This window comes from Marinobacterium rhizophilum DSM 18822, assembly GCF_000378045.1.
GTDB classification, from domain to species: domain Bacteria; phylum Pseudomonadota; class Gammaproteobacteria; order Pseudomonadales; family Balneatricaceae; genus Marinobacterium_A; species Marinobacterium_A rhizophilum.
Map to the genome: position 1 here is coordinate 27,944 of NZ_KB899093.1, position 24,364 is coordinate 52,307.

The window sequence follows — 24,364 nt, forward strand, 5'->3', positions numbered from 1 at the left end:
TGCCAGCATGAGGGAATAGCGTGGGACAGCATAATTCAGGCGCGGATGATGTGGTTCGTTTGTCGGATAACCTCAGGAGTCTGTTGACGCTGAGTGACCAAAAACGGCCCTGGGGCTTTCTGACAATGATTGCCCTGTCCACGGGACTTCCTGTGTTCCTGGGCGCCTGGGTGGACGAGTTTGCACTGGGAATTCTTGGCAGCATGGGCGGATTGGTCATGCTGTATATGCCACAGACGCCGATTCCCCATCGCATGGTCACAATGGCACTCTGTGCCTTCGGCTTTGCTGTCAGTTTTACCCTTGGCGTGCTTACCAGCTTTGATGTCTACCTGTCGGCCGGGACCCTGGGGCTGACCGCCTTTTTTGCGACCCTCGTCAGTCGCCATTTTGCGTTGCCGCCACCGGGCAGCTTTTTCTTTATTCTCGTGGCCTGCCTTGGCAGAACCCTGCCGTTTGATTTATCGCTGGCACCGGAGCGAGTGGGGATATTACTGTTCGGCACCATGGGAGCCTGTGTGCTGGCACTGGCGTACAGCATTGGCCGGACGTATGTTCTCAACCGGGCACTTGATACGCCGCCAGGGCCGCCCGATCGCAATATCAACGCCATTATTCTTGAGTCGAGCGTCATCGGCATCTTTATCGGCGGCAGCTATCTGTTCGCCCTGCTGATCGGGCTGGATAACCCCTACTGGGCGCCGGTAAGTTGCGCTGCCATCATGCAGGGGGCGAGTTTTCGACTGGTGTGGCAGCGCAATGTGCACAGGGTGGTCGGCACTGTTATCGGTATGGGCCTGGCATGGATCATTCTGTCCTTGTCGCCCGGCGTCTGGATGCTGGTGCTGATCATTACGGGGCTCAGCTTTATTATCGAAAGCCTTATCACGCGAAATTACGGTCTGGCCGTGATATTCATTACGCCGCTAACGGTCATTTTTGCCGATTCCACAGTCGCGGTCGGAGCGCCTGACACGCTGATCCTGTCACGGCTGATCGACATCGTGCTGGGCAGTAGTTTTGGCTTTGTGGGTGGCTGGGTGATCCACCACCCCAAGTTTTTCCGGGCGCTGGAAGCCCGAATGAAGCCGCGCTAGGGGCCTGTCCGCGTCACCAGTCACGCTGCGCCGTTGCGTTGCTGAGAGTCTTTACCATTGCGTCCTTCTTTTGTAATTGCCAGGCCCAGTGGAGGATCGTCGTAGTGGCGACTTCCGCTGAGTGATAGGTGTGCATTAATGAATCCCCTTATCCAGTCTCCTTATCGGCTCCCTAGCAGGCCGCGACATGCTCAAATGCTGCCAAGAGCGTTCCGTGTAGTCTTGCCCATGAACTCTTTTTCTCGCTCTGTATCCCCAGATTTAGCCCATTAAGCGACCGCAAACGTCCGATCCTGCAGGAGTCATCCGTGATGTCAAAGGCCTAGGGAGTCCATGCCATTTCCCATGTAGTCGATGAGTGGTCGCCAATAGAAGACTTAAGGGGAAGACTTCCTCGTCTGCGTAAAATTTCACCGCACATGAGAAATAATTAACCACCATCCTGTCTGTATTTAATGGTTTGTATATGTAAGTCATTGTTAAGTAATGATTTTTTATATTGGCATAGCGTTTGCTTTTACAGTCAGGACAGGAGATGACAATAAGATGAAAAAATACCTTGTTCTGGCTGATGATTTTACCGGCGGCCAAGAAGTTGCCGGAAAATTAAAGCAAAAGCACATCACAACCGGCGTGGCGCTGTCCGTAGAGGGTGTGGAAAGCCTGTTCTCACAGCATCAGGTTGTTGTGCTTAATACCGACAGTCGATTGATGAGTGAAGATGAGCTGCGTGAATGTTATCACCGCATATTTCATACACTCGATATGAGTCGGTACTGCGTGGCGAAGAAGATAGATTCGTTGTTGCGCGGCCCTATCGGCTTTGAACTGGCGCAGATCAAGTCCTACCTACCGAATGCCAGGTTTATCGTCTCGGTGCCGGTGCTTAGTGAAGGTCGCACTGTGATGAACGGCGAGGTGCTCATCAAGGGCGTCAGGCTGACTGAATCTGAACTCGCGCATGATCCCCTGAATCCGATACTCACTTCATCGATTGCCGAGAAAATCGTCAGCGATTCAGCGATGACCGTGGCCTCTGTTCCCAATGGGAATGATGAGCACAATCTCCACGCTTGCATCGCTGAACAGCTCAAAACCCACGATGTTGTTGTGGTCGATGCCGTGTCCCAGGACGACCTGAATTCTATTCCCACCTTGTTGCCCGATACGGTGCTGGTTGGATCGTCTGATGTCATTTCTCTCGTGGGGTCTACAGCCGGGAAGTGGCTGTTTGTGGTGGGAAGCCTTCACCCTCGCTCCCGTCAGCAAGCTGATTACATGGTGGAGACCCTCGGTGCTGTCGATGTATCAGTGGATGTCATCAGTTGGCAAAAAGATCCGTTGGATTACCTGGATCGACTGGTTGCCGTTGCACTGGAGTGTGCTGAATCTCAGCGGTACTTCATCATCAGGACGCAGTTGCCGGAATCCGGCGTTATCACCAAATCGGATTCGCGCAATGCCGCCAATTGTCTGGCTGATATGGCGCAACGCATTGCGTTGGCTCTGCCAGTGCTTCAAATCGTATGTTGTGGTGGCGAAACGACCGCTGTACTGCTGCATCGCAGTGGGGCTCAGGCGGTCTCGATGGAACATGCCAGTGAAAAGACGATGCCCCTTGGAAGAGTCGAGGGGGGTGTTTTTGATCGCGCCTATATTGCGTCTAAACCCGGCTCCTTTGGCGAGCCCGAACTGTTTGTGAGGATGGTAAACCATGCTACAGCCTGATCTGATCGCGAATGTTTTAAGCGGCTATCAAAGTTTCAAGAATATAGCGCATTACATTGCCAAGGGTGACAGAGTTGTTGTTGTCACCTCGCAGGCGCTGAAGGAACTGGATGCCGTAAAGCAGCTGGTAGCGCTCGTCGAAGAGTGTGCTTCAGTGGTTCGTATCGTAGACGACGTGCCGGCGGAGCCCAGGGTATTCGATATGGCGGCGATCGCCTCGGCTATAGGTGACGAACCGGTCGATCAGGTGATCGGTATCGGCGGTGGCAGCGTGCTGGATACCGCCAAGGTGTTGGCCGCGCTGGTGCAGGGCGATCTGTCGCTGGAGGCGATGCTGAGCGGGACTCCGCTGTCGGCACGCAAAGGGTTGATCCTTATACCTACGACGGCCGGTACCGGTTCTGAAGCGACGCCGAACGCGATATTTGCGGTACCGGAGAAGAATAATAAGGCAGCGATCATCAGCCACATGCTTAAGCCTGATCTGGTAATTCTCGATCCCTTTTTCCTTGAATCACTGCCTAAATCTTTGATCGCCTCCACCGGCTTCGATGCGCTGGCGCACTGTCTGGAATGCTTCACATCGAGCAAGGCTAATCCTATCAGTGATTTCTACGCCTTCAACGGGGCGATTGCGCTGCTGAAGAACATTCGTGCGGTGCACAACGATCCCCATGATGTGGCTGCGTGGCAGAAGATGTTGTTTGCCTCCTATTGTGGCGGATCTGCCATTGCCTATGCCGGCACCCATATTGTGCATCTGCTGTCTTATCCTCTGGGAGGGCGTTACCACGTGCCCCATGGAGTTGCCAACGCGATGTTACTGGTGCCCTGTTTTCAAGAACACCTGCCCAGCTACAGCGGAAAACTTGCGCAGATCGCCAGCTCGCTGTTCCCCGCAGAGAAACGCGCTGACCTGGATATGAGCAAACTGCTGATGAATTATATTGAGGACTTGTCTGGCGAATTTGAACTGCCAACCTCCTTTGCCGGATGCAATCTGCCCAGCGTTGATGTGGATGGCTTGATTACAGATGCAATGACGATTCGGCGTCTAATTGAAAACAGCCCGGTTCCCATTACGCCGGAAGATGCGAAAAATATATACTCGCAGTTTGCTTGAGTTAGTTGCGGATTAGCTAAATAACAAATAATAAAGGGCGATTTTTATGGGTGTGTTTACAGGTGTTTATACAGCGATCATTACACCTTTTGCTGACGATGAAGCTGTTAACTTTTCTCAGCTTTCAAAACTGGTCGAGCGGCAGATAGGGTTTGGTAATAACATTTTTTGTAACGGTACCAATGGCGAGTTCTACGCGACAACCTTTAGTGAAAAAATTGATATCACAAGGCAATGCGTCGAGGCGGTCTCCGGCAGGGCAAAGGTTATTGCCCATATCGGGTGTGCCTCCACTCGCGAATCGATCCTGTTGGGTAAGGAAATACAGCGGCTTGGCGTCGATGCCGTATCCGCCATTACGCCTTATTTCATTCCGTGCACGCAAAGCGAGATAGAGCGTCATTACGCGACCTTAGCCGATGCGCTTGAGGTGCCGTTGTTCCTCTACACCATTCCTGCGCGCACGGGTAATACCCTGGAGAAAGCGACGGTGCGCAAACTGTCCGAGCACCCCAATATTGTTGGCATAAAAGACAGTACAGGCACCCAGGAGAGCCTGGATGGTTACCTTGAACTGCGGCAAGAGTGCAACATCGAGGTCATGACCGGGCCTGACTCCCTGATCCTGCACGGATTTCAGAATGGTGCCAGTGGCTGTGTGTCGGGTCTGGCCAACGTGCTGGGCCAGGAGGTCAATGATATCTGGCGTAACTTCAGCCAAGGTAATGTGGAACAGGCTTCTGCCGCTCAGGACAAGGTTACCGCCATGCGCCAGTCGCTGTATTCGCTAGGCTTTCCGCCCGATATGGTGAAGGAAGCGATGTATGCAATTAATACTGAAAATGGACTGAGCAGAAGTCCCAAAGGTCAACTGCGTGATCTGAGTGAGACTGTCAGGGATTTACTTAAAAGCTGATTTATTCGATACGATGGTTGGCCTTTTTTTGAAGGTCTGATGTGCTATCTAGTGAGGTATGAGGATGAATAAATGTGAACCGGGTTTTACATGATAAAAAAGCTAGGATCGTGACTAGGATGCCTGGAAAGATTTGAGTATTCTGGCGCGAAAATAATAAGTACGAGTCATTTTTGAATAAGAATAAAAGGAGTAATACCATGCGCAATTTATTCGCATGCATGTTCGGTGTCGCTGTTTCTGCTATGTCCGCTGCGCCGACGTTCGCCGCGTCCAACGACGTCACTATCGTTCTGAGTGAAGACCTGGACGTTATGGATCCTTGTATGTCATCCCGATCTAACATCGGGCGTGTCATTCTGCAAAATATATCTGAAACACTGACAGAACTGGACGGCAGTGGCGGGGGTCTTCGTCCCCGTCTTGCTCAGAGCTGGGAAGCGGTCGATGATCTGACCTGGCGTTTTCACCTGCGTGAAGGCGTCAAGTTCACCGATGGCTCCAGTTTCGATGCCGAAGATGTAGCCTATTCGCTTGAGCGTGCTACCAGTCCCAAGCTTTCTTGCGAGATCGGTGCAAAATACTTCGGCGGTATCGAACTGACGCCCAAGATTATCGATGCGCACACAATCGACTTCACTGCCAAAGTCGGACAGCCGATCCTGCCGCTGCTGATGTCCTCGTTGACGATTGTCCCCTCGGGGCTCAGTCCGGACGCCTTTATGCGCGTGCCGGTCGGCACCGGGCCCTATGTTTTCAAATCCCGCGCTATCGGACAGAACATCGTTCTGACCCGCAACAACGACTACTGGGGTGAAAAGCCGGACGTCGAGAATGCCACCTATATTTTCCGCTCCGACATCGCGGTGCGGGCGGCGATGGTGCAGACCGGTGAGGCCGATATTGCACCGAGCATCTCGCAGGAGGATGCGAACAACTCGGCAACTGACTTCTCTTATCCAAACTCGGAAACCCTCTATCTGCGACTGGATAATGAGATCCCGCCGCTGAACGATCGTCGCGTACGTGAGGCGCTCAACCTGGCGATCGACCGAGATGCCTTCCGTGGCACCGTGCTTCCGAAGGACGTGATCCTGGCGAGTCAACTGGTTCCGCCAACGACCATGGGTTGGAATCCGGATGTGCCGGTACAGCCATACGATTTGATGAAGGCAAAGGCACTGCTGGCCGAAGCAAAAGCGGATGGCGTTCCGGTTGAGACTGAGCTGGAACTGGTGGGCCGCGCGAACATGTTCCCGGGCTCAACGGAAACGATGGAAGCCATCCTGTCCATGCTCCAGGAAGCCGGCTTCAACGCCTCTCTGAGAAACTTCGATGTGGCCGAGTGGGTTAACATGTACACGAAACCCTATGCTGAGAACCGGGGGCCTCAGCTGATCGAAGCGCAACATGACAACGCCAAGGGAGATCCGGTATTCACCATGTACTGGAAATACCACAGCCAGGGAGAGCAGAGCACGATCAGCGATCCGACTGTCGATAGCCTGATTGAAGCGGCGACCAGCGCTACCGGTGAAGAACGCGAGCAGCTCTGGAAGAAAGTGGCAGCCGAGGTCAACGACCGGATCCTGTCAGATGCCGTGCTCTTCCATATGGTGGGCTTCAGCCGAGTGTCCGAGCGACTTGATTTCAAACCGACCATTTCCACCAATAGTGAACTGCAGTTGGCTCAGATCAAGATCAAGTAGGCCCGCGAGAAAGCCTGTTCATTGCTCGTACGTACTGGGCATGGAGTGAGCCAATAGACTGGAAAGCGCGCAAGCGATTTCAAAGTCGAAAAGACCAGGGAGTCCGCTCCCTGGTTACCCCTGAACATAACTTCAGGTCCCCGAGGCTATGATGAAATCATTTATAGGCAGAAGAGCGATAAGCAGCGCAGTCTCGCTTGGCGGTCTTATTGTGCTGGTATTTTTCCTTACTCGCCTAACCGGCGACCCGACGAATCTGTATCTTCCACTCGATGCACCGATGGAAGCGCGTGATAATTTCCGGGTGCTGCATGGACTCAATGATCCGCTGATCGTGCAGTTTGGCAGCTACGTCTACGATGTTCTGCACCTTGATTTTGGTGAGTCAATCCGCAAGGCGCGTCCTGCGCTTGAGGTGGTGCTGGAGGCATTCCCCTGGACGCTGACCTTGGCTGTGGTGACGATGGGGTTGGTTACCCTGTTCGCTATCATCATCGGTTCTCTTGCAGCGGCCAGGGTCGGCGGTGTATTCGATCGTCTATCCGGCATCATGTCCCTGATTGCCGCCAGTACGCCGGAGTTCTGGGTTGCAATCGTCGGTATCTTTATTTTCGCGGTTAGCCTGGGCTGGTTGCCCACATCCGGTACCGGAACCATCTGGCACTGGGTGCTGCCGATAACTGTCCTGTTTATTCGACCCTTTGGCTTGATTCTTCAGGTCGTGCGCGGCTCGATGATCTCGGCGCTTTCCTCGCCGTACGTGAAGACAGCACGCGCCAAAGGGGTTCGTCAGCGGGCTATCATTTTCGTTCACGCCCTGCGTAACGGCATGCTTCCGGTGATCACTGTGATCGGCGATCAGGCCGCGGGTATGCTAAACGGCGCCGTCGTGATCGAAACCATTTTCGGTTTTCCCGGTGTCGGAAAGCTCATGATCGACAGTATTCTGCAGCGCGATTTTTCGGTCGTGCTTGCCTCGATCATGGTAACGGCGCTGGCGATATTCATTATGAATCTTCTGATTGACCTGCTGTACGCAGTGCTCGATCCCCGAATCAGGTATTGAGTCATGGCCGCATCATCCACGAACTGCACCGGAGTGGCTCCGATGCTTGAGGTACCCCGACATCCCGCCCTGACAATAATGAAATTGTTATGGGCCGATAAATTTGCATGCATCGCAGCGCTGTTCCTGGTCCTGATTGTGGTTTGTGCTGCGATTGGCCCTTACTTTCTGGAAGACGCAGCAAGCAAGCTGAACCTGCGTGGCCGCAATGCCCCTCCATTTGACTGGAGCCAGGGTTGGTTATTCATGCTGGGGGCCGACTCGCTGGGACGCAGTATCCTGGCGCGCATCGCGGTTGCTGCGCAAAATACGATCCTGATTGCCAGCTGCGCTGTGTTTGCATCGCTGGTGATCGGCGGAGCGCTGGGCCTGATCGCCGGTTACTCGTCGCGCCGTTTGGGTGACACGATTATGCGCCTGGCCGATGTGATCATGAGTTTCCCCTCGCTGCTGCTGGCGGTGATCGTACTCTACATGATGGAGCCGAGCGTACTGAATCTGGTGCTGGTGCTAGCGATCACCCGCATTCCGGTTTATCTGCGCACCACACGTGCGGAGGTGCTGGAGATTCGTGAGCGGATGTTCGTGCAGGCGGCTATCGTCATGGGCGCATCCCGTATGCGCATCATCTTCGGACATATGTTGCCGATTGTCGTGCCGACCCTGATTACCATCGGTACGCTCGACTTCGCCTTTGTCATGCTGGCCGAATCCGCGCTGAGTTTCCTGGGTATCGGCATTCAGCCGCCTGATATCACGTGGGGACTGATGGTGTCTCAAGGCAAGGCTTACCTGCATCAGGCGTGGTGGCTTTCATTTTGGCCTGGGATCGCGATCATCTTGACGACCATGTCTCTCAATCTTTTGTCGGGGTGGTTGCGTATCGTGCTCGATCCGGTGCAGCGCTGGCGGCTTGAAATGGGGGGGAAGAACAATGACTAACACCAATAGCCAGTACCGGCACATTCTAGAAGTGAAGGAGCTCGCCGTTGAGTTCCACACGGCTAACGGCCGTTTTCAAGCGGTCAAGAATGTCAGCTTCCACCTGGATCGGGGTGAAACCCTGGCGATCCTGGGCGAAAGCGGTTCCGGTAAGAGTGTGTCTGCATCGGCGATCATGAACCTGATCGATACACCGCCGGGCTATATCACCCAGGGTTCGATCCATTACCGCGGGCAAGACCTGCTCAACATGAGTGATGTACATCGGCGTGACATCAATGGCGCCAAGATTGCGATGATCTTCCAGGATCCGCTGGCGCACCTGAATCCTGTGTATCCGGTCGGGTGGCAGATTGCCGAAAGCCTGCGTGTGCATGGTGTCGATAAGGACAAGGCAAACCAGCGCGCGCTCGAGTTGATGAAACGCGTTGGCCTGCCTGACGCGCAGGAGAAGTTTGATGCCTACCCGCACCAGTTTTCTGGCGGTCAGCGCCAGCGTTTGATGATCGCCATGGCACTGGGGTTCGAGCCGGATATCCTGATCGCTGACGAGCCGACCACAGCGCTGGACGTTACCGTTCAGGCGCAGATCCTGGAATTGCTGGAGGAGCTGCAGGCGGAAACCGGCATGGGGATATTGCTGATTACGCACGACCTCGGTGTTGTCGCTGAAACTGCCAATCGGGTGGTGGTGATGAACCAGGGGGAAATTGTCGAAAGCGGTCTGACGCGCGAGGTGTTCAAGAATCCGCAGCATTACTATACCCGAAAGCTGATAGCAGCCGCGCCTGGACATCTGGGGCGTCAGGGCGGAGCGACCGGTTTGCGTGAGGGGCGGGATGCGCTGCTGAGTGTCGAGAACGTGGTCAAGTACTACGGCAAATTCAAGGCAATTAAAGGCGTCAGCTTTGACCTGATGCCGGGTGAGACCGTCGCCATCGTCGGTGAATCGGGCTCCGGCAAGTCGACCATGGCCAAGACGCTGCTGCGGCTGGAGGAACCCAGCGAAGGTAAGGCCCTGTACAAGGGACGTGACCTGTTTGAACTCAATCCGAAGGAACTCTTTGAACTGCGTCGTGAGATTCAGATGGTGTTCCAGGATCCGACCCAGTCGCTCAATCCCCGCATGACGGTGGAGAAACTGGTTTGTGAAGCCTGGAAGATTCATCCACAACTCCTACCCAGGGCTAAATGGAAGGAGCGCGTCGCTGAGCTGCTGGTGCAGGTTGGGTTAAGTCCCGAGCATGCGGCGCGTTATCCCCACCAGTTTTCCGGTGGTCAGCGTCAGCGCATAGCAATCGCCCGAGCGCTGGCCTTGAGCCCGGAACTGATCGTCTGCGACGAAGCGACCTCTGCGCTCGACGTCTCGATCCAGGCTCAGGTGATAAAACTGCTGAGCGATCTGCGCAGGGATCTGGGGCTGTCCTTTATTTTTATTGCGCATGATCTGCCGGTGGTACGCGACTTCGCCGATCGAGTAATTGTCATGAAGGATGGCGAGATAGTGGAAGTCGGGGAGGTCGAGCAGATCTTCAACCATCCTGCTCATCCCTATACACGGGCGCTGCTGGATGCGAGCCCCGACGCCGACCCGGATGTACAGGCACAGCGGCGTGAAAAACGGGAGCGTGAGCGACGCATGGCGGTGGTGTAGGTCCGCCGATCAGGATTGTGTTTGGCGACAATGGGTCATTGATTAAGGGGGCTTCTGCACTTTAAGTCCCCCCATGCAGAAAGGGATTCAGTCGTGTTTGATGCGATATCGCTGGATGTGATGAGCAGTCTTTTGCAGGTTGTCATGATCGACCTGGCCCTGGCCGGCGACAATGCCGTGGTGATTGGTCTGGCCGCCGCCGGTCTGCCCGCCAGCCAGCGCAATAAGGCGATTGCTATTGGCATAGCAGCGGCCACCATTTTGAGAATACTGCTGGCAACTGTTACCACTGAGCTACTTGACGTCATCGGTTTGCTGCTGGCCGGCGGGTTACTGCTGCTGTGGGTGTGCTGGAAAATGTTCGGTGAACTCCAGGCCTTGAGGAAGGCGGCGCTGGTCGCCGTCGAGGCGCAGGGACATCTGTCGTCTCAGTCGGGCGGGGCAACCAAGTCCCTGCGACAGGCTGCGGTGCAGATCCTCGTCGCCGATCTCTCCATGTCTCTGGACAACGTGCTGGCCGTAGCGGGCGCTGCACGGGAGCATCCTGGCGTGTTGATTTTTGGTCTGGCGGTATCCATCGGCATGATGGGACTTGCGGCCAACTATATTGCCGGACTTCTGCAGCGTCACCAATGGATCGCCTATATGGGGCTGATCATCATTTTGTATGTCTCGCTCGACATGATCTGGCGCGGCACTATGGATCTGGCACCCCATGTTGCATCCCTGTATTAACCGGGATCTTGCCGTGCGGCGCCGTTGGACAATTTGAACAAATAACAGGAGCTGCTTCATGTTGTTAAAAGGTAAGGTGGCTATCGTAACAGGCGCCAGCCGGGGTATTGGCAGAGCCGTGGCGATGACGCTCGCCCGCAATGGCGCCTGCGTGCTGATACACGGTACCAATGAAATCAAGCTTAATGCGCTGGCAGACGAGATAGCCACTTTTGCCGACAGGCCCCTGGTGTTTGCCGGCGATGTTGCTGACGTTGCAACTGCGCAAGGGGCAGTGTCGCTGGTGCATGAGCGGTTTGGGCGCGTGGATATACTGGTCAATAATGCGGGTATCAACATGAGAAGCTCCACCCTCGATATGCGTATTGAGGAGTGGCAGAGGGTTGTCGACGTCAACCTCAACGGTACCCTTTATTTCTGCCAGGCTGTGTTGCCGTTGATGATCGAGCAGGGTGCCGGCCGCATTATCAATGTCAGTTCGACGACGGCCAAAACCGCACACAAGAATGCGGCCCCGTCATACGGTGCATCCAAGGCGGCGGTCAACTATCTGACGATGCATCTTGCGCTGGAGATGGCCGGTCACGACATTCTGGTGAATGCAGTCTGTCCAGGCCCGGTGGAGACGGATATGAGCGAGCAGTGGAGCGAGGAGTATCGCCAGAGGGTCGTAGCCGGAGTGCCCCTTAAACGGCTCGGCACGCCGCAGAATGTGGCAGATGTCGTACTGTTTCTGGCCAGCGAGATGTCGGGATTCGTAACCGGAGAGTTGATCAACGTCAATGGCGGAACCTACATGAACTGATTCGGCGTCGATCTGAGTCATCAGATTGCCAGTTAAAACTTGCCGGAGCCAGAACCTTTGGCATCCTTGTTAGCCGCCGTCCCAGCGGCTTTTTTTTGGGCTAATCGCGCGGTGCCGGGAAATGCTGCTCTGGTCTTCGGGAGACTGTCGTCCCTGTTCCGCTATTCTTGCGTCATCCGCTTGAACATCTTGATGCTGATTCATCCCTTTCAAAGTGTAAACCCCGCTGTTTCGGTGCCCGCCATTATCAAAGCTCAGCCTGTTGTTATATAGAGCGAGCAGGCCAACCGTCAGGGCTGCTTGCGACTTTCCATGGTCATCCCGCACCCATGGTCCAGCGTGTGAGGAAAGCGTTTTCGCTGGGCATTTATCGCATCGCGTTTAACCGGCTTTCCTGCCGCTGGGCTGGTGTTCTCGGCATTTTGCAACGAACCGCAACGAACCGATGTGCCCGAAGGGTAATGATCGATGGCTGGGGGAATATGAGGTGAGAAGGGGCCGGTTCCCGACGTATGCAGGTCGGGAACCGGACGTTAAAAATGGATATTGAGCCGGTGGCAAATGACGTCGTCAGCACCGGTTTAATACAGGGGTGCAGGACACGCCACCCTTGGCCAATGGCCAATGCGAGCCCTTGAAAAATCGGGGGGTCACAAAATTCCGCCCCGATTATCAAGGGCAACGATGGAACGGGCCAGGACGGCCTGTTTCATCGCCCGGTTGATAGATTAATTGCCGGTCTGTTTGATCCACGCCTCATCAAGTACGAAGTGCCGGATGAACTGGCGGTGGTAGGTAAAGGCCACATGGATACGGCCGTCTGCCGCCTGGGTTACCGAGGGGTAGGAAAACTCTCGGTTGAGTTTGCGTTCAGAGTTATTGGTCATGCAGTAGCCGTCGCCCCGCATGATGTCCCTTTTGTACTGCCAGCTGCGGCCGCCGTCGCTCGATAGGGCAATGCTCATCGGTGCCCTGGGCGTTCCCCAGAAGGCGGAGCGTTGTTGCATGTTGGCGAGGTCGGGAAGGGTGGCGCTATCGTCTTCGTCCTCAATTTCGTCGTACAGCGAGACGCGGCGCTCGGTCTGTTCATCCGCCTGAGAATGGTTGTAAACCAGGGCCAGGTGGCCATTGTGGAGCTTGACGAACTGGATCGACGAGTTGTTGTTCGGCAACTCGGTTGGCTCAGGTTCACTCCAGGTTCGGCCGTTATCTTCGGAGCGACTGCAGTAAATCCAGTCGGCCCAACGGCTGCGATACAGTGCGATCAGGCTGCCGTCATTGAGCTGTTGAATTCCCATATGAACACATCCAACACTGTTGGGAACTTCAACTTCACTCCAGGATAGACCGCCATCAGTGCTGATCTTGACCGCGCTGATGTCATTGTTCCCAACCCACTTTTCACCAGGCTGGGTACAACAGTAGAAGAGGGGAAGCAGCAGGTCGCCGTTTTCCAGGATCACCGGAGGTTCGCGGACAAAAGTTCCGGGCTGGGTGAACAGGTCCTCGACCGGTCCCCAGGTCTGGCCATCGTTGTCGGAGATGCGGCGCCGGACGATGGACGTGTCCTGATTACCGGATTTCTGCGCGGTATAGAGAAGCCAGAGACGAGCGTCCGGCGCTCTGAACAGAATGGGATTCTGCTCCGAACGAGTGGGGTCGTCCGACAGCTGGATCGGTGCGTCCCACACCATGGTGCCCGCTGGGAGCCGGGACATCATCACCGATATATCGGACATTCCTTCCTGGGTGCCGCCAAACCATACGCAGAGCAGGTCGCCATTGCCAAGTGGCAACAGATTGGCAGCATGGTTTTGAGGATAAAGCGAAGGAATATCGGCGTATGGTAGTTCGGCGATGTATTCAATGCTGGTATCGGACAGGGTGTTATTGTTGTCTTGTAGAGAGGTCATCGTATTCGTCCAGAACTGATTGAATTGAATTATCAGGCTGCGTGGCTGCTTTTCTCGCGGTTGGCCAATTCGATGGCTTGCCTGAGCGCTTCGAGCAGGCTGCGTTCGTCGGCGATACTCTTGCCGGCAATATCAAACGCGGTACCATGATCGACCGAGGTGCGTATCACCGGCAGACCTACGGTAATATTCACGCCGGCTTCCAGTCCCAGCACCTTGACCGGGCCATGCCCCTGATCGTGATACATTGCGACGACGATGTCGAAGTCACCGCGCCCGGCCCGGAAAAACAGGGTGTCAGCCGGCAGGGGACCTTCGACGTTCCATCCCCGGCTATGGGTTTCCTTGATCGCCGGAATGATTTTATCTTCCTCTTCACCGTAGCCAAACAGACCGTTTTCACCGGCATGGGGATTGATGCCACAGACCCCGATACGCGGATTCTCGATACCGGCGCGTTGAAGTGTGTCATGTGCTCGTTCAATGGTACGCAGTACCAGGCCTGGCTCGATCTTGTTGATTGCGTCAATCAGACCGATATGGGTGGTCACGTGGATGACGCGCAATCCGGGTGCGGACAGCATCATCGATACCTCTTCTACCCCCACCAGGTGGGCCAGAATCTCGGTGTGACCGGGGAATATATGACCGCCGGCATGCAGGGCTTCCTTATTCAGCGGGGCCGTGCAGATCGCCTGCAGTTCTCCATCCTTGATCAGGTCAATCGTCCGTTCGATATAGCGATAGGCTGCATCACCCGCGACAGGGGATATCTTGCCGAACGGCAGATCCTCTGGTATCAGGCCCAGGTCGATACAGTCTACGGTTCCAGGGGTAAACAGTGCATCTCTGGGGTGCTCGATGGTATTAAATTTTAACCCTGTACCGACGATCTCATCGGCTTTCTGCAGCCGCTTCGTATCGCCGATGATCAGCGGATGGCAGGTGTCATAGAGTTCCGGGTGGGCCAGACTTTTGACGATGATCTCCGGTCCGATTCCCGCCGCATCGCCCATGGTGATGCCAATTACAGGTTTTAAAGCCATGATTTACTCCAGCGGTGATGTTATCGTACGATAATGACTGAAACAGTCATAATATGATCGAATCAATCTATTTGTGCAAGTGATTTGGCTACTTTTTGGGCAGTCAGGGTGGCTTTGCTGAGGGTAAGCGGGGCTTCAGACCGTATCGTTTACTGTCTTATACTGATTTGATCGGTTCTGTCATTTCTGGAGGGTTTGGTCACCGACGGTGGCTTCAGGTCTCGGTGGGACTCAATCGTGCGCGCCGAAAACATGATAACTTGTGATACTGAATAAAAAATCTATCCCTCCATGGGGACCCGAAGAGTCAAGGCAAATCAGCTTATGCATCCCGTATGCTTCATTGCACCTTATAAAAAACTGGCCAATCTGGCTTCTCGTCGTGCCGCTGCGCTGGCGTTGAACATTGACGTTATAGAAGGCGATCTATACGAAGGGCTCGCCGCAGCTCGCAACGGTATCCGCTTCGGCAATCAGATTGTGATCAGCCGTGGCGGTACCGCTCAGCTGATCGATGATCAGCTCGATGTCAAGGTGGTGCATCTGCGTTACACGCCGTTCGATTTTCTGGAGCACCTCGGGAATTTGCCGGGCCGTACCTGTGCCGTGATCGGCTTTGCCGACCTGGTGCCTACTGCTGAGAAAACCTATGGCGCCCTGGGTTTGTCATTGCTGTATATCAATCTGGATATGCATCAGGATCAGGAGAGCCTGACGGAGCTTATCCGTCTCAAGGGTGTGAACCTGATCATCGGTGACGCGGCGGCGGGCAACATTGCCATGCGGGGCGGTGTGGATTTCAAACTGGTGGAGACGGGGGAGTCATCGATTGATGAAGCCCTGAAGTCCGCGTCCGAATACTACCAGTACATGTTTGACATGAGTCAGAAGCAAAGTCAGTTGGTGCAGATCACCAACGCAATCGACTGTGGTTTTCTGCTCGTGGACGAGAGCCTGAATATTGTGCGCTCCAAGGATCACTATGATCTCAATATTCAGTCCCCGACCGATATCGACCAGAAGATCAGCCGGCTGATCCAGGAAAAACGTGAGGTCAAGGGTGAGGTGTTTCATCGACAGGGGGATGATTACACCTATTCGATCTATCCGATTTATACGATGGATCAGTGGGACGGTGCGCTGATACTGATGCACGCAGTCGAGCAGCTCAATGACATCAGCGGCCGCGTGCGCAAGAACCTGCGTTCCCGGGGGTTTTATTCCAAATACCGTTTCAGTGACATTCTGCATAACAGCAAGGTAATGGCCGCTTGTGTCGATAAGGCAATGAGCTATGCCGTTACCGCCAGCAGCATTATGATCAATGGTGAGTCCGGAACCGGCAAAGAGTTACTTGCCCAAAGCATCCACAGTCACAGTGCCTTCAGCGAAGGTCCCTTTATCGCTATCAATTGCAGTGCGATTCCCGCCGGGCTCGTAGAGAGTGAGCTGTTCGGATATGCCGAAGGCGCCTTTACCGGCGCGCGGCGCAGCGGCAAGGCGGGGTTGTTTGAACAGGCACACGATGGAACCCTGTTTCTTGACGAGGTGGATGCGCTCGATATGAGCGCGCAGGCGAAGATACTGCGTGCGCTACAGGAGCGGGAGATCGTCCGGGTCGGAGACAGCAAGGTGATACCGGTGAATATCCGCATCATCTCCGCCTCCAACAAGTGCTTGCCGGACGAGATCAGGGGCGGGCGTTTTCGTCAGGATCTGTATTACCGCCTCAACGTATTGCACCTCAAGATCCCGCCGTTGCGCGAGCGTTTGGAAGACCTTGTGCCGATGTTCACCGCGTTCTTCGAGCGGTTGTCCGGTGAGCGTCGAGAGCCAGCGCTTGGTGCACGGGAAATAGAACAGCTCCAGCAGCATAGCTGGCCCGGCAATGTGCGTGAGCTGCAGAACATTTGTGAGCGCTATTTTCTCACCGGCGCACTGGATTTTGACGCCTTCGACCAGTCAGAGGAGGCAGAGGGCGGCACAGCGCTCGACCTGTACCGGCCGTTAAGAAAGATTGAAGAACAGATAGTTCTGGCGCTGTACGATGCCGAAGGCAGTATCAGCAAGGTGTCGACTATTCTGGGCATCGACCGTGCGACGGTGCGTAAAAAGCTGAATGAGTCGGGCACGGACGCATCCTGAAACCTGGCCATCAGGTTCAGGCCAATTGTAGCCTTATATGGGGCTTCGTCCTGAAAGGTTGCAGGAAGTCGGCTGCCTCATCTGCATCGGTGATCAGGGTCCAATCGAAATGCATCGGTGTCCAGTAGGGCTGATTACCTTCGCCGATCTTGGAGCTGTCGGCCAGAACAAAGGTCTGTGCAGCCCGGGCAATCATGCACTCCTTTAGATACGCCTGCTCCTCGCTTGCCTCGCACAAGCCCCTGTCGGCAACCACGCCATCGGCGCTGAGGAACACCTTGTCGGCGCTAAAGCGAGTCAGCGCGTTCTGAGCAACCGGGCCAAAGGTGGACATGCTGGAGCTTCTCAATTCGCCACCAAGGAGTGTCAGTTTGATCTCGGGGTTGGCGGTCAACAGGGGGACAGCGAGCAGGTTATTGGTGATGACGTGCAGCTGTGTGCGGCCGGACAACAGATTGGCCAGCGCACAGAGGGTCGTTCCACCATCGAGAATGATCACATCGCCATCATTGATGAACGACATCGCCACTTTGGCGATGCGCTTTTTCTCCTGGTTGTAAAGCTCGCGTCTGTGCTCTACCGGCATCTCTGGCACGTGGCTCTGGCGCTGCTGGGCGCCGCCGTAAGTGCGAATAATCGAGCCTTCTTCAGCCAGTGCTGTCAGATCGCGCCGGACCGTCGCCTCCGATACGCCCAGGCGCGAGCATAGCTCATTAACATTACTCACTCCGGCGTGCACCAGTTCGAGTATGGTTCGGCGTCTGTTCGCTACTTTCATGGCTGAGCACACTTACATTGCTTTGAATTACAAAAAGTTATACTCGTATCTCCGGGAAGATTGCAACGCTGGATCGGGAGAGCGGCATTTCTACTGTTGTGTCATTCAGCTCAGGGGCCGTGTTCGTCGGGTCGATTCGGCTCAGACCCGGGCGCCTGCTCGAGTAGCAGGCTTCCCACGCACCTGTGCTGGCCCCCTCTCATAAAACCTGTGCTCAGCGCTGCGCGGCGGCCTGTCGCAAACAGTCGATCAGCCGAGCGCAGGTCGGCGTTCTGATTCGGCCGCGCATCGTGATGATGCCCACCGGCGGCAATTCAATATGCATCTCCAGCGCCAGTACTTTCAGTAACCCCTGCGCCTCGAAATGTTGCGCGACGTCCCGTGCCAGGTAGCCGATGGCTGGTCGCTGGCGCACGAAGGTAAGGATGGTCAGAAAGGATGCCGATTCGATCAGGTCAACCGGCGGGTTGAGGCCGTGCTTGTAGAACATCTGGTTTAACTTGATGCGTGACGAGGCCCAGGGGGGGCGGCACTACCCAGGGCAGGGGGAGTCCAACGCCCAGCGCCACAGCATGGTGTTCTGGGACGAAATGACCGACCGCGTTGCGGCCGATTATCCGGACGTCGAAGTAACCCGCTACCATGTCGATGCCATTGCCGCGCGCATGATCACCAATCCCGAGACACTTGATGTCGTGGTTGCATCCAACCTGTTCGGCGACATTCTCACGGATATCGGTGCGGCCATTCAGGGGGGGCTTGGTTTTGCGGCCTCGGCCAATATCAATCCGGTGAGCGGTGGTCCCGGCATGTTCGAGCCGGTGCATGGATCGGCGCCCGACATTATGGGCAAGGGGCTGGCCAACCCGCTGGCGACGCTTTGGGCCGGTGCCCTGATGCTGCAACATCTTGGTGAAGCTACCGCAGCCGAGTCGCTGATGAATGCGCTTGAGGCGGTTACAGCCTCGGGTGCCGGTACGCCGGATATGCACGGCAGCCTCACGACCGCCGAACTGGCGCAGGCGGTGCAGGCCGCACTCTGATAGCAGCACGCTGGTGTCTTTATAAACGGGCCGCTCTGGCCCGTTTTTTCGTGATAGAGAGGGGATGTCGGTGTCCGGCACACCCTGCCGTATCCCGTTGAGTGCAGAGAACTACCACGTGGCTCGGCCACGGCAGGCCCTTATTTTGGGTATAAATAATTTGCGTGAAGCGCGTCAAGATATCGTTAGAAGAATATGACCAAATAAAGGGCGTCGCATTTGGTGATATTTACCAGTAGCAGTCATTATGTTGTCCGCCGGATAAATAGGTTATTCGGTTATTTTGGCTTCTGGATAACAAGGGCTACTTTTATTTTTGGTGGATAGTATTTTTTATTTTTCTATTTGGCGCCGGAATTCTGATTTGTTTGGATTTAAATTATCGTTACATACGGCTACTTTCGGCTGTACCCTGGTGGCTCGCATAGGTTTGAGCGAGGCTGCGGCTAAGCTATTAACCTACCGTACGAAAAGGAATCAATCCGCCGGATTAATAATATAAAATGTACGGAGTCGGTTTTAAATCTGTACATAAAATTACCTACGGCAGATTTTTGGGTCAGAACCGCTGAAACTTGGAAAAATCAGAGGATCATAAATCTGATGTGCAGGACAGCAAGCGCGGCCGTGAAGAAATCCCGTTACTCAGCACAGTAGGTTGTCTTTGCTCTGCAACAGGCTAAATGATACGCGGGGCCTGTAAGGCCCCGCGTGGGTGGTGGATGGATGCGGATCATCAGGGCCCGTATAGCACTTCTGGAAGCCAGAGCGCTATTTGCGGAAATGCCAGTAACAGACCAAGACCGATAATCTGCAGCACAATGAAGGGCACTGCCGCTTTGTATAGGTCATAGATGGTGACTTCAGGCGGTGCCACCGATCGCATATAGAACAGGTTGTAGCCGAAGGGTGGCGTGAGATAGGCACACTGCATACTCACGATAAAGAGTACGGCAAACCAGATCGTATCGAAGCCGAGTGACTCTACAATCGGCACGAACAGCGGAACCGTGATAAACACGATGGCAAAGTCGTCGAGGAACATGCCGAGCACGAAGTAACAGCACAGCATCATGATAATGACCCACATTGGCGAGAGGCTGGTATCCTCGACAATATCCTGCAGCAGGAATCCGGCATCCAGACCAATGTAAACCTTGCTGAAGAAGATGGCCGCCACTGTTATCCAGATCAGCATGCCCATCAGGCGGGTGGTGCTCAGTAATACATCCTTGAGCATCGCAAACGTCAGCGTTCGGTAAATGGCGGCACAGAGAATGGCGCCGGCTGCGCCGATCGCGGAGGCTTCGGATGGCGCCGTGATCCCCGAGATAATACAGGTCAGTACTGTAGTAATCAGTGCCCCTGGCAGCACCAGTGCCTTGAGTGACTTCAGCTTACCGACCCAGTCGACCTGTTCTTCCTTGGGTACCGGGGGGGCCAGAGACGGGTTGATACGGCTGCGGATCAGCACATAGAGGATGTAGATGCCGGCGAGCATAAGCCCCGGCATCAGCCCGGCAGCAAACAGTTTGCCGACGGACTCCCTGGCCAGGAACGCATAGAGGATCATCAGCACGCTGGGGGGAATGAGAAACCCGAGAGCGCCACCGGCCATAATCGTGCCCGTGACCAGTTTCTTGTCATAGCCACGTTTGAGCATAGCGGGCAGGGCAATGACGCCGAGGCTGACCGTTGCGGCGCCTGACACGCCCGCCATGGCGGCGATCAGCGCGCAGATGATGACAGTACCGATGCCCAGTCCGCCCGGGATCTGCCCCATCAGCTTGTTCATCATCTCGAACAGGTCGTCAGTGATGCCTGATCGTTCCAGCATCAGCCCCATGAAAATAAACATCGGCAGGGCAACGAGCAGAAAGTTGTCCATAGCCGCAAAAGAGCTGATGGTCAGCAGTTCCAGAGAGCCAGGTCCCCAGAGGGAAAAGGCAAATACGATACCGACGCTGAGCAGCGACCAGGCTAGTGGGGCGCCCAACATCAGCATCACGAACATGGCTCCGAACATGCCTATCGTAATGAGTAACGGATCAAGTTCTGACACCTTGAATTCCTTTGAATGTCTTGGTGATAGGGTGTTTTATGACTTTGCGCGTTCTATGTCGCGTTACTGGCGTCGTCAGCGGGTGCGAGATTAAAGGCCATCAGGATGTCTCTGATCCAGTTTGCAAAGCCCTGCAACCAGACCAGGCCGACCCCCAGGGGCAGCATGGTTTTGAACGGATAGACGGGCGGCCCCCAGGTGCTCTTCGACGACATTTCGTTGTTTTGCCAGGATTCAAGCGCAAACTCGCAGGCAGCGTAAAAGAAGACCGCGAAGACGACGAGAACTACAAACCCGGTTATGACATCCAGAATTGCACGGCCGCGTTGGGAAAACAGGTGATAGACGACTTCGCTACGCACATGGGCCTGATGCCGGTGGGTATAGGCGCCGGCCAGTATGCAAAAAGTGCCATACAGCATGGTGGTGGTTTCGTGAGCCCAGGAGGTCGGGTTGAGGAAGAAATAACGGGCCGCGATTTCATAGAGCAGGACGCCAATCATGACAAGGCACATCCAGGAGACGGCCTTGCCAATGAATTCGGATATCCCGTCGATTGTATCGAGCAATCGAGATATCCCTGTCATCAAGCTCTCCCGGTTGCCTTGGCGGCGGCCTTGAGAATATCGATGGCCTTCTTGTTACGCTCGGACTTGGCCGCTTCCTCTTCCCAGATTACCTCTGCCGCCTTGCGCAGGCGGGCCGAATCTTCCGGTGACAGGGAGCTCATAACGAAGTGGCCGGTGGCAGAGGCATCGATGGAGCCGCTGACCATCCAGGTATGCATCTTGCTCGCGTGCTTGGCAAATGCCAGCTCGATGCACTTGCGCTGCTCCTCGGTGAGGGACTTCCATTTGTCCATGTTGACCAGAATCTCGTCTGTATAGCCGGGGTTGACCATGTTCAGCGAGGTATAGTGCTTGGCAGCTTCGTAAAGCTTCATCGACAGGTATTCGTTGGTGCCGGCGTAAATGACGCCATCGATAGTGCCGGTGCTAAGACCGACATAGAGCTCGGATCCGGGCAGGAATACGGTCGGGATGTCGAACTGCTCAAGAATCTTCGCGACACTGGGGGTGGCGCGTATTTTCATCTGCTTCAGGTCGTCCAGGCTGTTCACCGGTTCCTTGGTCAGCAGGTCGAACGGGCCACCCATAATCGGGCCCAGGTAATGCACGTTGTGTTCGGCGTAGGACTCGCGAATCAGGTCAGCCAGGCCCTTTGTATCCATGATGTACATGGCTTCGTCGTAGTTGGTCCAGGCGGCGGGAAGACCGGCTTCGATGGATGCAATATCGAGCTGCCCCGGCCAGTAACCGGCATAGCCCTGGCACATGTCGATGGTGCCTTTGCTGACCGCCTGGAACATCTCCGCATCGGGTACCAGGGAGCTGCCGGTGTAGCGACGTACCCTGAGCTCCTCATTGGATGCGATTTTCACATCATCGGTAAACGCATCGAAAATATCGTTGGCTTCCTTGCCCCAGTAAGTTTGCATGCGCAGGGTCGTTGCAGCACTGGCTGAGGTGGCGCTGATTGCCAGTGGAGCAGCGACAAGCCCGGCGGCGGCGGTTCTGATCAAATCGCGTCGTTTCATGTCTCGGGGATTCCCTGTTGGTTATTATTGCTGAAGCCGTAGCCATTGTTGTCAGGCTGATCGATATCCCGTGTGTTTGTATGCGACATGGATCTGCCACGTTGCGGCCAGGTGACGACTTAACTGAACACTAGATGCTTTTGGTCAAATTACCAGTTGGATGCCGTGTGATTAAAATTTTTCCGACGTACTGACATGCGATTGCTCAGACTCACGCACCTCTTTAAGCGCTACCTAATTGACACTGGGGCCATTGGGCGAATGACCTGTTTTTAGGGGCGTTTAAAAGGAGATCCGCGTAGCTCTGCTGCCAGGGGAGGTCCGTTCGACCGATGTTTTCAATGGCCTGTCTCTGCGAAAAAGCCATGCGATCGGCGTGCTAGGCTGCAGTCATCGGGGGTATGACTGCAAGACAGCCTGCCTGGTCTCAGGCTCGGCGCACCCGGCAGGCTGTTGCCTGCGTATGCATTTTGCTGGACGTATTAATCCGTTGACGATGCGGAGTCAGGGCTATACGGGCGTACCTGATCGGGTTCGCCGTTGCGTAATACGTTGTAAGGCTTTGTCTTCGTTGAAAAATGCCAACGTCGCTGATGTTCGACTATGCCGGTGTCCTTGTTGTCGCGCTCATCCGTGAAGAACCGCGTTTATGGAACCGCCAGGTTTTGGCTGCTTTGGCTGCATCCTTTCCCAATTGTGTCCAGCGCAAGCATTGCAACCCAGCGGCTTTGAGTCAGGCCCAGCTCGGCCATGTGCCTGTCAACCACGGTGCGCCACAGAAGGGCCGTACGGTTCACCAGCCAGCCCAGATTACTTTCCATATTCTCCTCCTTTATCTTAGCGTGCTAAGCAATACGGCAAGTGGTTAGCATGCTAAGCAAGTGAGGGTGAATTCGATTCTCAATGGGCAGCGCGATATTCACAGACGCCTGCGAGTACAGGCTCACAGCATCCAGTCGCCTCGAATCAGCATAAAAAGTGCGGCAACTGCCCCGTTGATTACGGGTACCGTCCTGTCAGCCGGTTCTCGACCAGTTCAACCAGTATGGTATTAACAAGGCGCATCACCGCATTCGGGTTCTCGCCCCGTCGGCGCGAGGCGATGACGGGTACGGTGATGTTGTGGTCCTCCAGGGGCATGTACTCCACGCCTTCGCGACTGAGTTTGCGCACCTGTTCCGGTACCAGGGTAAAGCCCATATCCGAGGCTACGAGAGACAGCGCTGTCTGAAGGTCATTGACCTGCTGACTGACGCGGACTTTCAGACCTCGGCCATGAAACAGGCTCTGGGTAATGGCGGCAAAGTTTGGTCCCGGACCCGAAGGGAAAACGACCATGGGCCACTCCGACAGCTCCTTCATTGAAGGGGGGTGGCGAGTCAGTACGTGGCCAGCAGGGATCGCGGCAATGATCGGTTCATTAAACAGCAGTTCCTGCTCGACATCGGGGTCTTCAATGCTGACCCTGCCGAAGCCAATGTTGATCTTGCCCGCTTTCAGGGCTTCAACCTGCTCCCGGGTTTTCAGTTCATGCAGGACGATCTCCAGGTTTTTATTCTGTCGCAGCCGTCGAACCATCATGGGTAGCTGTCCGTAAAAGACCGACGGCACGAAGCCAATGGAAAAGACGGTCTTGCGGTGCTGGGCAATGCGTCGAGTGTCCTCCACAGTGACCGATACCTTGTCCAGAATCTGGCGGGCCTGTTCCAGAAAGTATTCACCGCCGCTCGTAAGCTCCAGCCCCCGGGGTTTGCGGATGAAAAGCTCCACCCCCACTTCCTCCTCGAGCTGCTTGATCTGCCGCGTCAGCGGTGGCTGCGCAATAAACAGCTTTTTTGCGGCCCGGGTCAGGTTGCCTTCCTCCGCCACCGCGACGAAGTACCGTAGGTGTCTCAGCTCCATCCATACCTCCAGGGTATTGGTCAGTACTTAATCAATATTGGATCGCCTCTGCGAAACTATGTAATTTTCGAATCACAGCATTTCTTACTTGCGATTCGGAGAG

21 protein-coding genes are annotated in these 24,364 nt (G+C 55.0%); 12 read left to right on the forward strand and 9 right to left on the reverse strand.

Features of this window, described 5'->3' with window-relative positions; translation table 11 throughout:
- Positions 1 to 83 precede the first annotated feature (83 nt).
- From F451_RS0106370 to F451_RS0106420, 10 genes are all read left to right on the forward strand, one after another.
- A complete protein-coding gene (locus F451_RS0106370; RefSeq protein ID WP_020680523.1) occupies positions 84 to 1,097 on the forward strand; it encodes an FUSC family protein in 1,014 nt (337 codons plus the stop codon).
- Between the two features lie 546 nt (positions 1,098 to 1,643).
- A complete protein-coding gene (locus F451_RS0106380) occupies positions 1,644 to 2,825 on the forward strand; it encodes a four-carbon acid sugar kinase family protein (RefSeq protein WP_020680525.1) in 1,182 nt (393 codons plus the stop codon).
- Positions 2,812 to 3,948, forward strand: a complete 1,137-nt coding sequence (locus tag F451_RS0106385; RefSeq protein ID WP_020680526.1) for an iron-containing alcohol dehydrogenase — start codon at positions 2,812 to 2,814, stop codon at positions 3,946 to 3,948. The genes F451_RS0106380 and F451_RS0106385 overlap by 14 nt, the downstream gene beginning before the upstream one ends.
- Positions 3,949 to 3,994: 46 nt before the next feature.
- Entirely contained in the window at positions 3,995 to 4,864 is an 870-nt protein-coding gene (locus F451_RS0106390; RefSeq protein ID WP_020680527.1) for a dihydrodipicolinate synthase family protein, read from the forward strand.
- Between the two features lie 200 nt (positions 4,865 to 5,064).
- Positions 5,065 to 6,573 carry an ABC transporter substrate-binding protein gene (locus F451_RS0106395; protein WP_020680528.1) on the forward strand — a complete coding sequence of 503 codons (1,509 nt, stop codon included), beginning with the start codon at positions 5,065 to 5,067 and terminating at the stop codon, positions 6,571 to 6,573.
- A gap of 148 nt (positions 6,574 to 6,721) precedes the next feature.
- A complete protein-coding gene (locus tag F451_RS0106400) occupies positions 6,722 to 7,639 on the forward strand; it encodes an ABC transporter permease (protein ID WP_240476449.1) in 918 nt (305 codons plus the stop codon).
- A gap of 3 nt (positions 7,640 to 7,642) precedes the next feature.
- Positions 7,643 to 8,581, forward strand: a complete 939-nt coding sequence (locus F451_RS0106405; RefSeq protein ID WP_026291554.1) for an ABC transporter permease — start codon at positions 7,643 to 7,645, stop codon at positions 8,579 to 8,581.
- Positions 8,574 to 10,235 (forward strand): ABC transporter ATP-binding protein, encoded by a 1,662-nt coding sequence (locus tag F451_RS0106410; RefSeq protein ID WP_020680531.1) that lies wholly within the window; start codon positions 8,574 to 8,576, stop codon positions 10,233 to 10,235. Before F451_RS0106405 ends, F451_RS0106410 begins: the two co-directional genes overlap by 8 nt.
- Positions 10,236 to 10,328: 93 nt before the next feature.
- Positions 10,329 to 10,970, forward strand: a complete 642-nt coding sequence (locus F451_RS0106415) for a YjbE family putative metal transport protein (protein ID WP_020680532.1) — start codon at positions 10,329 to 10,331, stop codon at positions 10,968 to 10,970.
- Positions 10,971 to 11,028: 58 nt separating this feature from the next.
- Positions 11,029 to 11,775 (forward strand): SDR family NAD(P)-dependent oxidoreductase, encoded by a 747-nt coding sequence (locus tag F451_RS0106420; protein WP_020680533.1) that lies wholly within the window; start codon positions 11,029 to 11,031, stop codon positions 11,773 to 11,775.
- A gap of 728 nt (positions 11,776 to 12,503) precedes the next feature.
- Here the strand turns inward: F451_RS0106420 and F451_RS0106425 are convergent.
- On the reverse strand, positions 12,504 to 13,688 hold the full coding sequence (locus F451_RS0106425) for a sialidase family protein (protein WP_020680534.1): 1,185 nt from the start codon (positions 13,686 to 13,688) through the stop codon (positions 12,504 to 12,506).
- A gap of 32 nt (positions 13,689 to 13,720) precedes the next feature.
- Entirely contained in the window at positions 13,721 to 14,734 is a 1,014-nt protein-coding gene (pdxA, locus tag F451_RS0106430; RefSeq protein WP_020680535.1) for a 4-hydroxythreonine-4-phosphate dehydrogenase PdxA, read from the reverse strand.
- 324 nt (positions 14,735 to 15,058) lie between these two features.
- Between pdxA and F451_RS0106435 the strand changes: the two genes are divergently transcribed.
- Positions 15,059 to 16,879 (forward strand): sigma 54-interacting transcriptional regulator, encoded by a 1,821-nt coding sequence (locus F451_RS0106435; RefSeq protein WP_020680536.1) that lies wholly within the window; start codon positions 15,059 to 15,061, stop codon positions 16,877 to 16,879.
- 16 nt (positions 16,880 to 16,895) lie between these two features.
- Here F451_RS0106435 and F451_RS0106440 read toward each other — a convergent pair whose 3' ends face one another.
- Both F451_RS0106440 and F451_RS0106445 read right to left on the reverse strand, forming a co-directional pair.
- Positions 16,896 to 17,657, reverse strand: a complete 762-nt coding sequence (locus F451_RS0106440) for a DeoR/GlpR family DNA-binding transcription regulator (RefSeq protein ID WP_020680537.1) — start codon at positions 17,655 to 17,657, stop codon at positions 16,896 to 16,898.
- Positions 17,658 to 17,871: 214 nt separating this feature from the next.
- A complete protein-coding gene (locus F451_RS0106445) occupies positions 17,872 to 18,147 on the reverse strand; it encodes a LysR substrate-binding domain-containing protein (protein ID WP_020680538.1) in 276 nt (91 codons plus the stop codon).
- A 13-nt stretch (positions 18,148 to 18,160) separates the two neighbouring features.
- Here F451_RS0106445 and F451_RS24950 point away from each other — a divergent pair, with 13 nt between their 5' ends.
- Positions 18,161 to 18,700, forward strand: a complete 540-nt coding sequence (locus F451_RS24950) for an isocitrate/isopropylmalate family dehydrogenase (RefSeq protein ID WP_020680539.1) — start codon at positions 18,161 to 18,163, stop codon at positions 18,698 to 18,700.
- Positions 18,701 to 19,436: 736 nt separating this feature from the next.
- On the opposite strand, the gene F451_RS0106455 is transcribed toward F451_RS24950, so the two are convergent.
- From F451_RS0106455 to F451_RS0106475, 5 genes are all read right to left on the reverse strand, one after another.
- Positions 19,437 to 20,762 carry a TRAP transporter large permease gene (locus F451_RS0106455; protein ID WP_026291555.1) on the reverse strand — a complete coding sequence of 442 codons (1,326 nt, stop codon included), beginning with the start codon at positions 20,760 to 20,762 and terminating at the stop codon, positions 19,437 to 19,439.
- A gap of 53 nt (positions 20,763 to 20,815) precedes the next feature.
- On the reverse strand, positions 20,816 to 21,349 hold the full coding sequence (locus tag F451_RS0106460; RefSeq protein ID WP_040879488.1) for a TRAP transporter small permease subunit: 534 nt from the start codon (positions 21,347 to 21,349) through the stop codon (positions 20,816 to 20,818).
- Positions 21,349 to 22,359: a TRAP transporter substrate-binding protein DctP gene (gene dctP / locus F451_RS0106465; RefSeq protein ID WP_020680542.1), complete on the reverse strand. Its 1,011-nt coding sequence runs from the start codon at positions 22,357 to 22,359 to the stop codon at positions 21,349 to 21,351. Before dctP ends, F451_RS0106460 begins: the two co-directional genes overlap by 1 nt.
- A 647-nt stretch (positions 22,360 to 23,006) precedes the next feature.
- Positions 23,007 to 23,180, reverse strand: coding sequence for a helix-turn-helix domain-containing protein (locus F451_RS27605; RefSeq protein ID WP_020680543.1), 174 nt, complete (start codon positions 23,178 to 23,180; stop codon positions 23,007 to 23,009).
- A gap of 178 nt (positions 23,181 to 23,358) precedes the next feature.
- Positions 23,359 to 24,261 carry a LysR family transcriptional regulator gene (locus tag F451_RS0106475; RefSeq protein ID WP_020680544.1) on the reverse strand — a complete coding sequence of 301 codons (903 nt, stop codon included), beginning with the start codon at positions 24,259 to 24,261 and terminating at the stop codon, positions 23,359 to 23,361.
- Between the last annotated feature and the right edge of the window lie 103 nt (positions 24,262 to 24,364).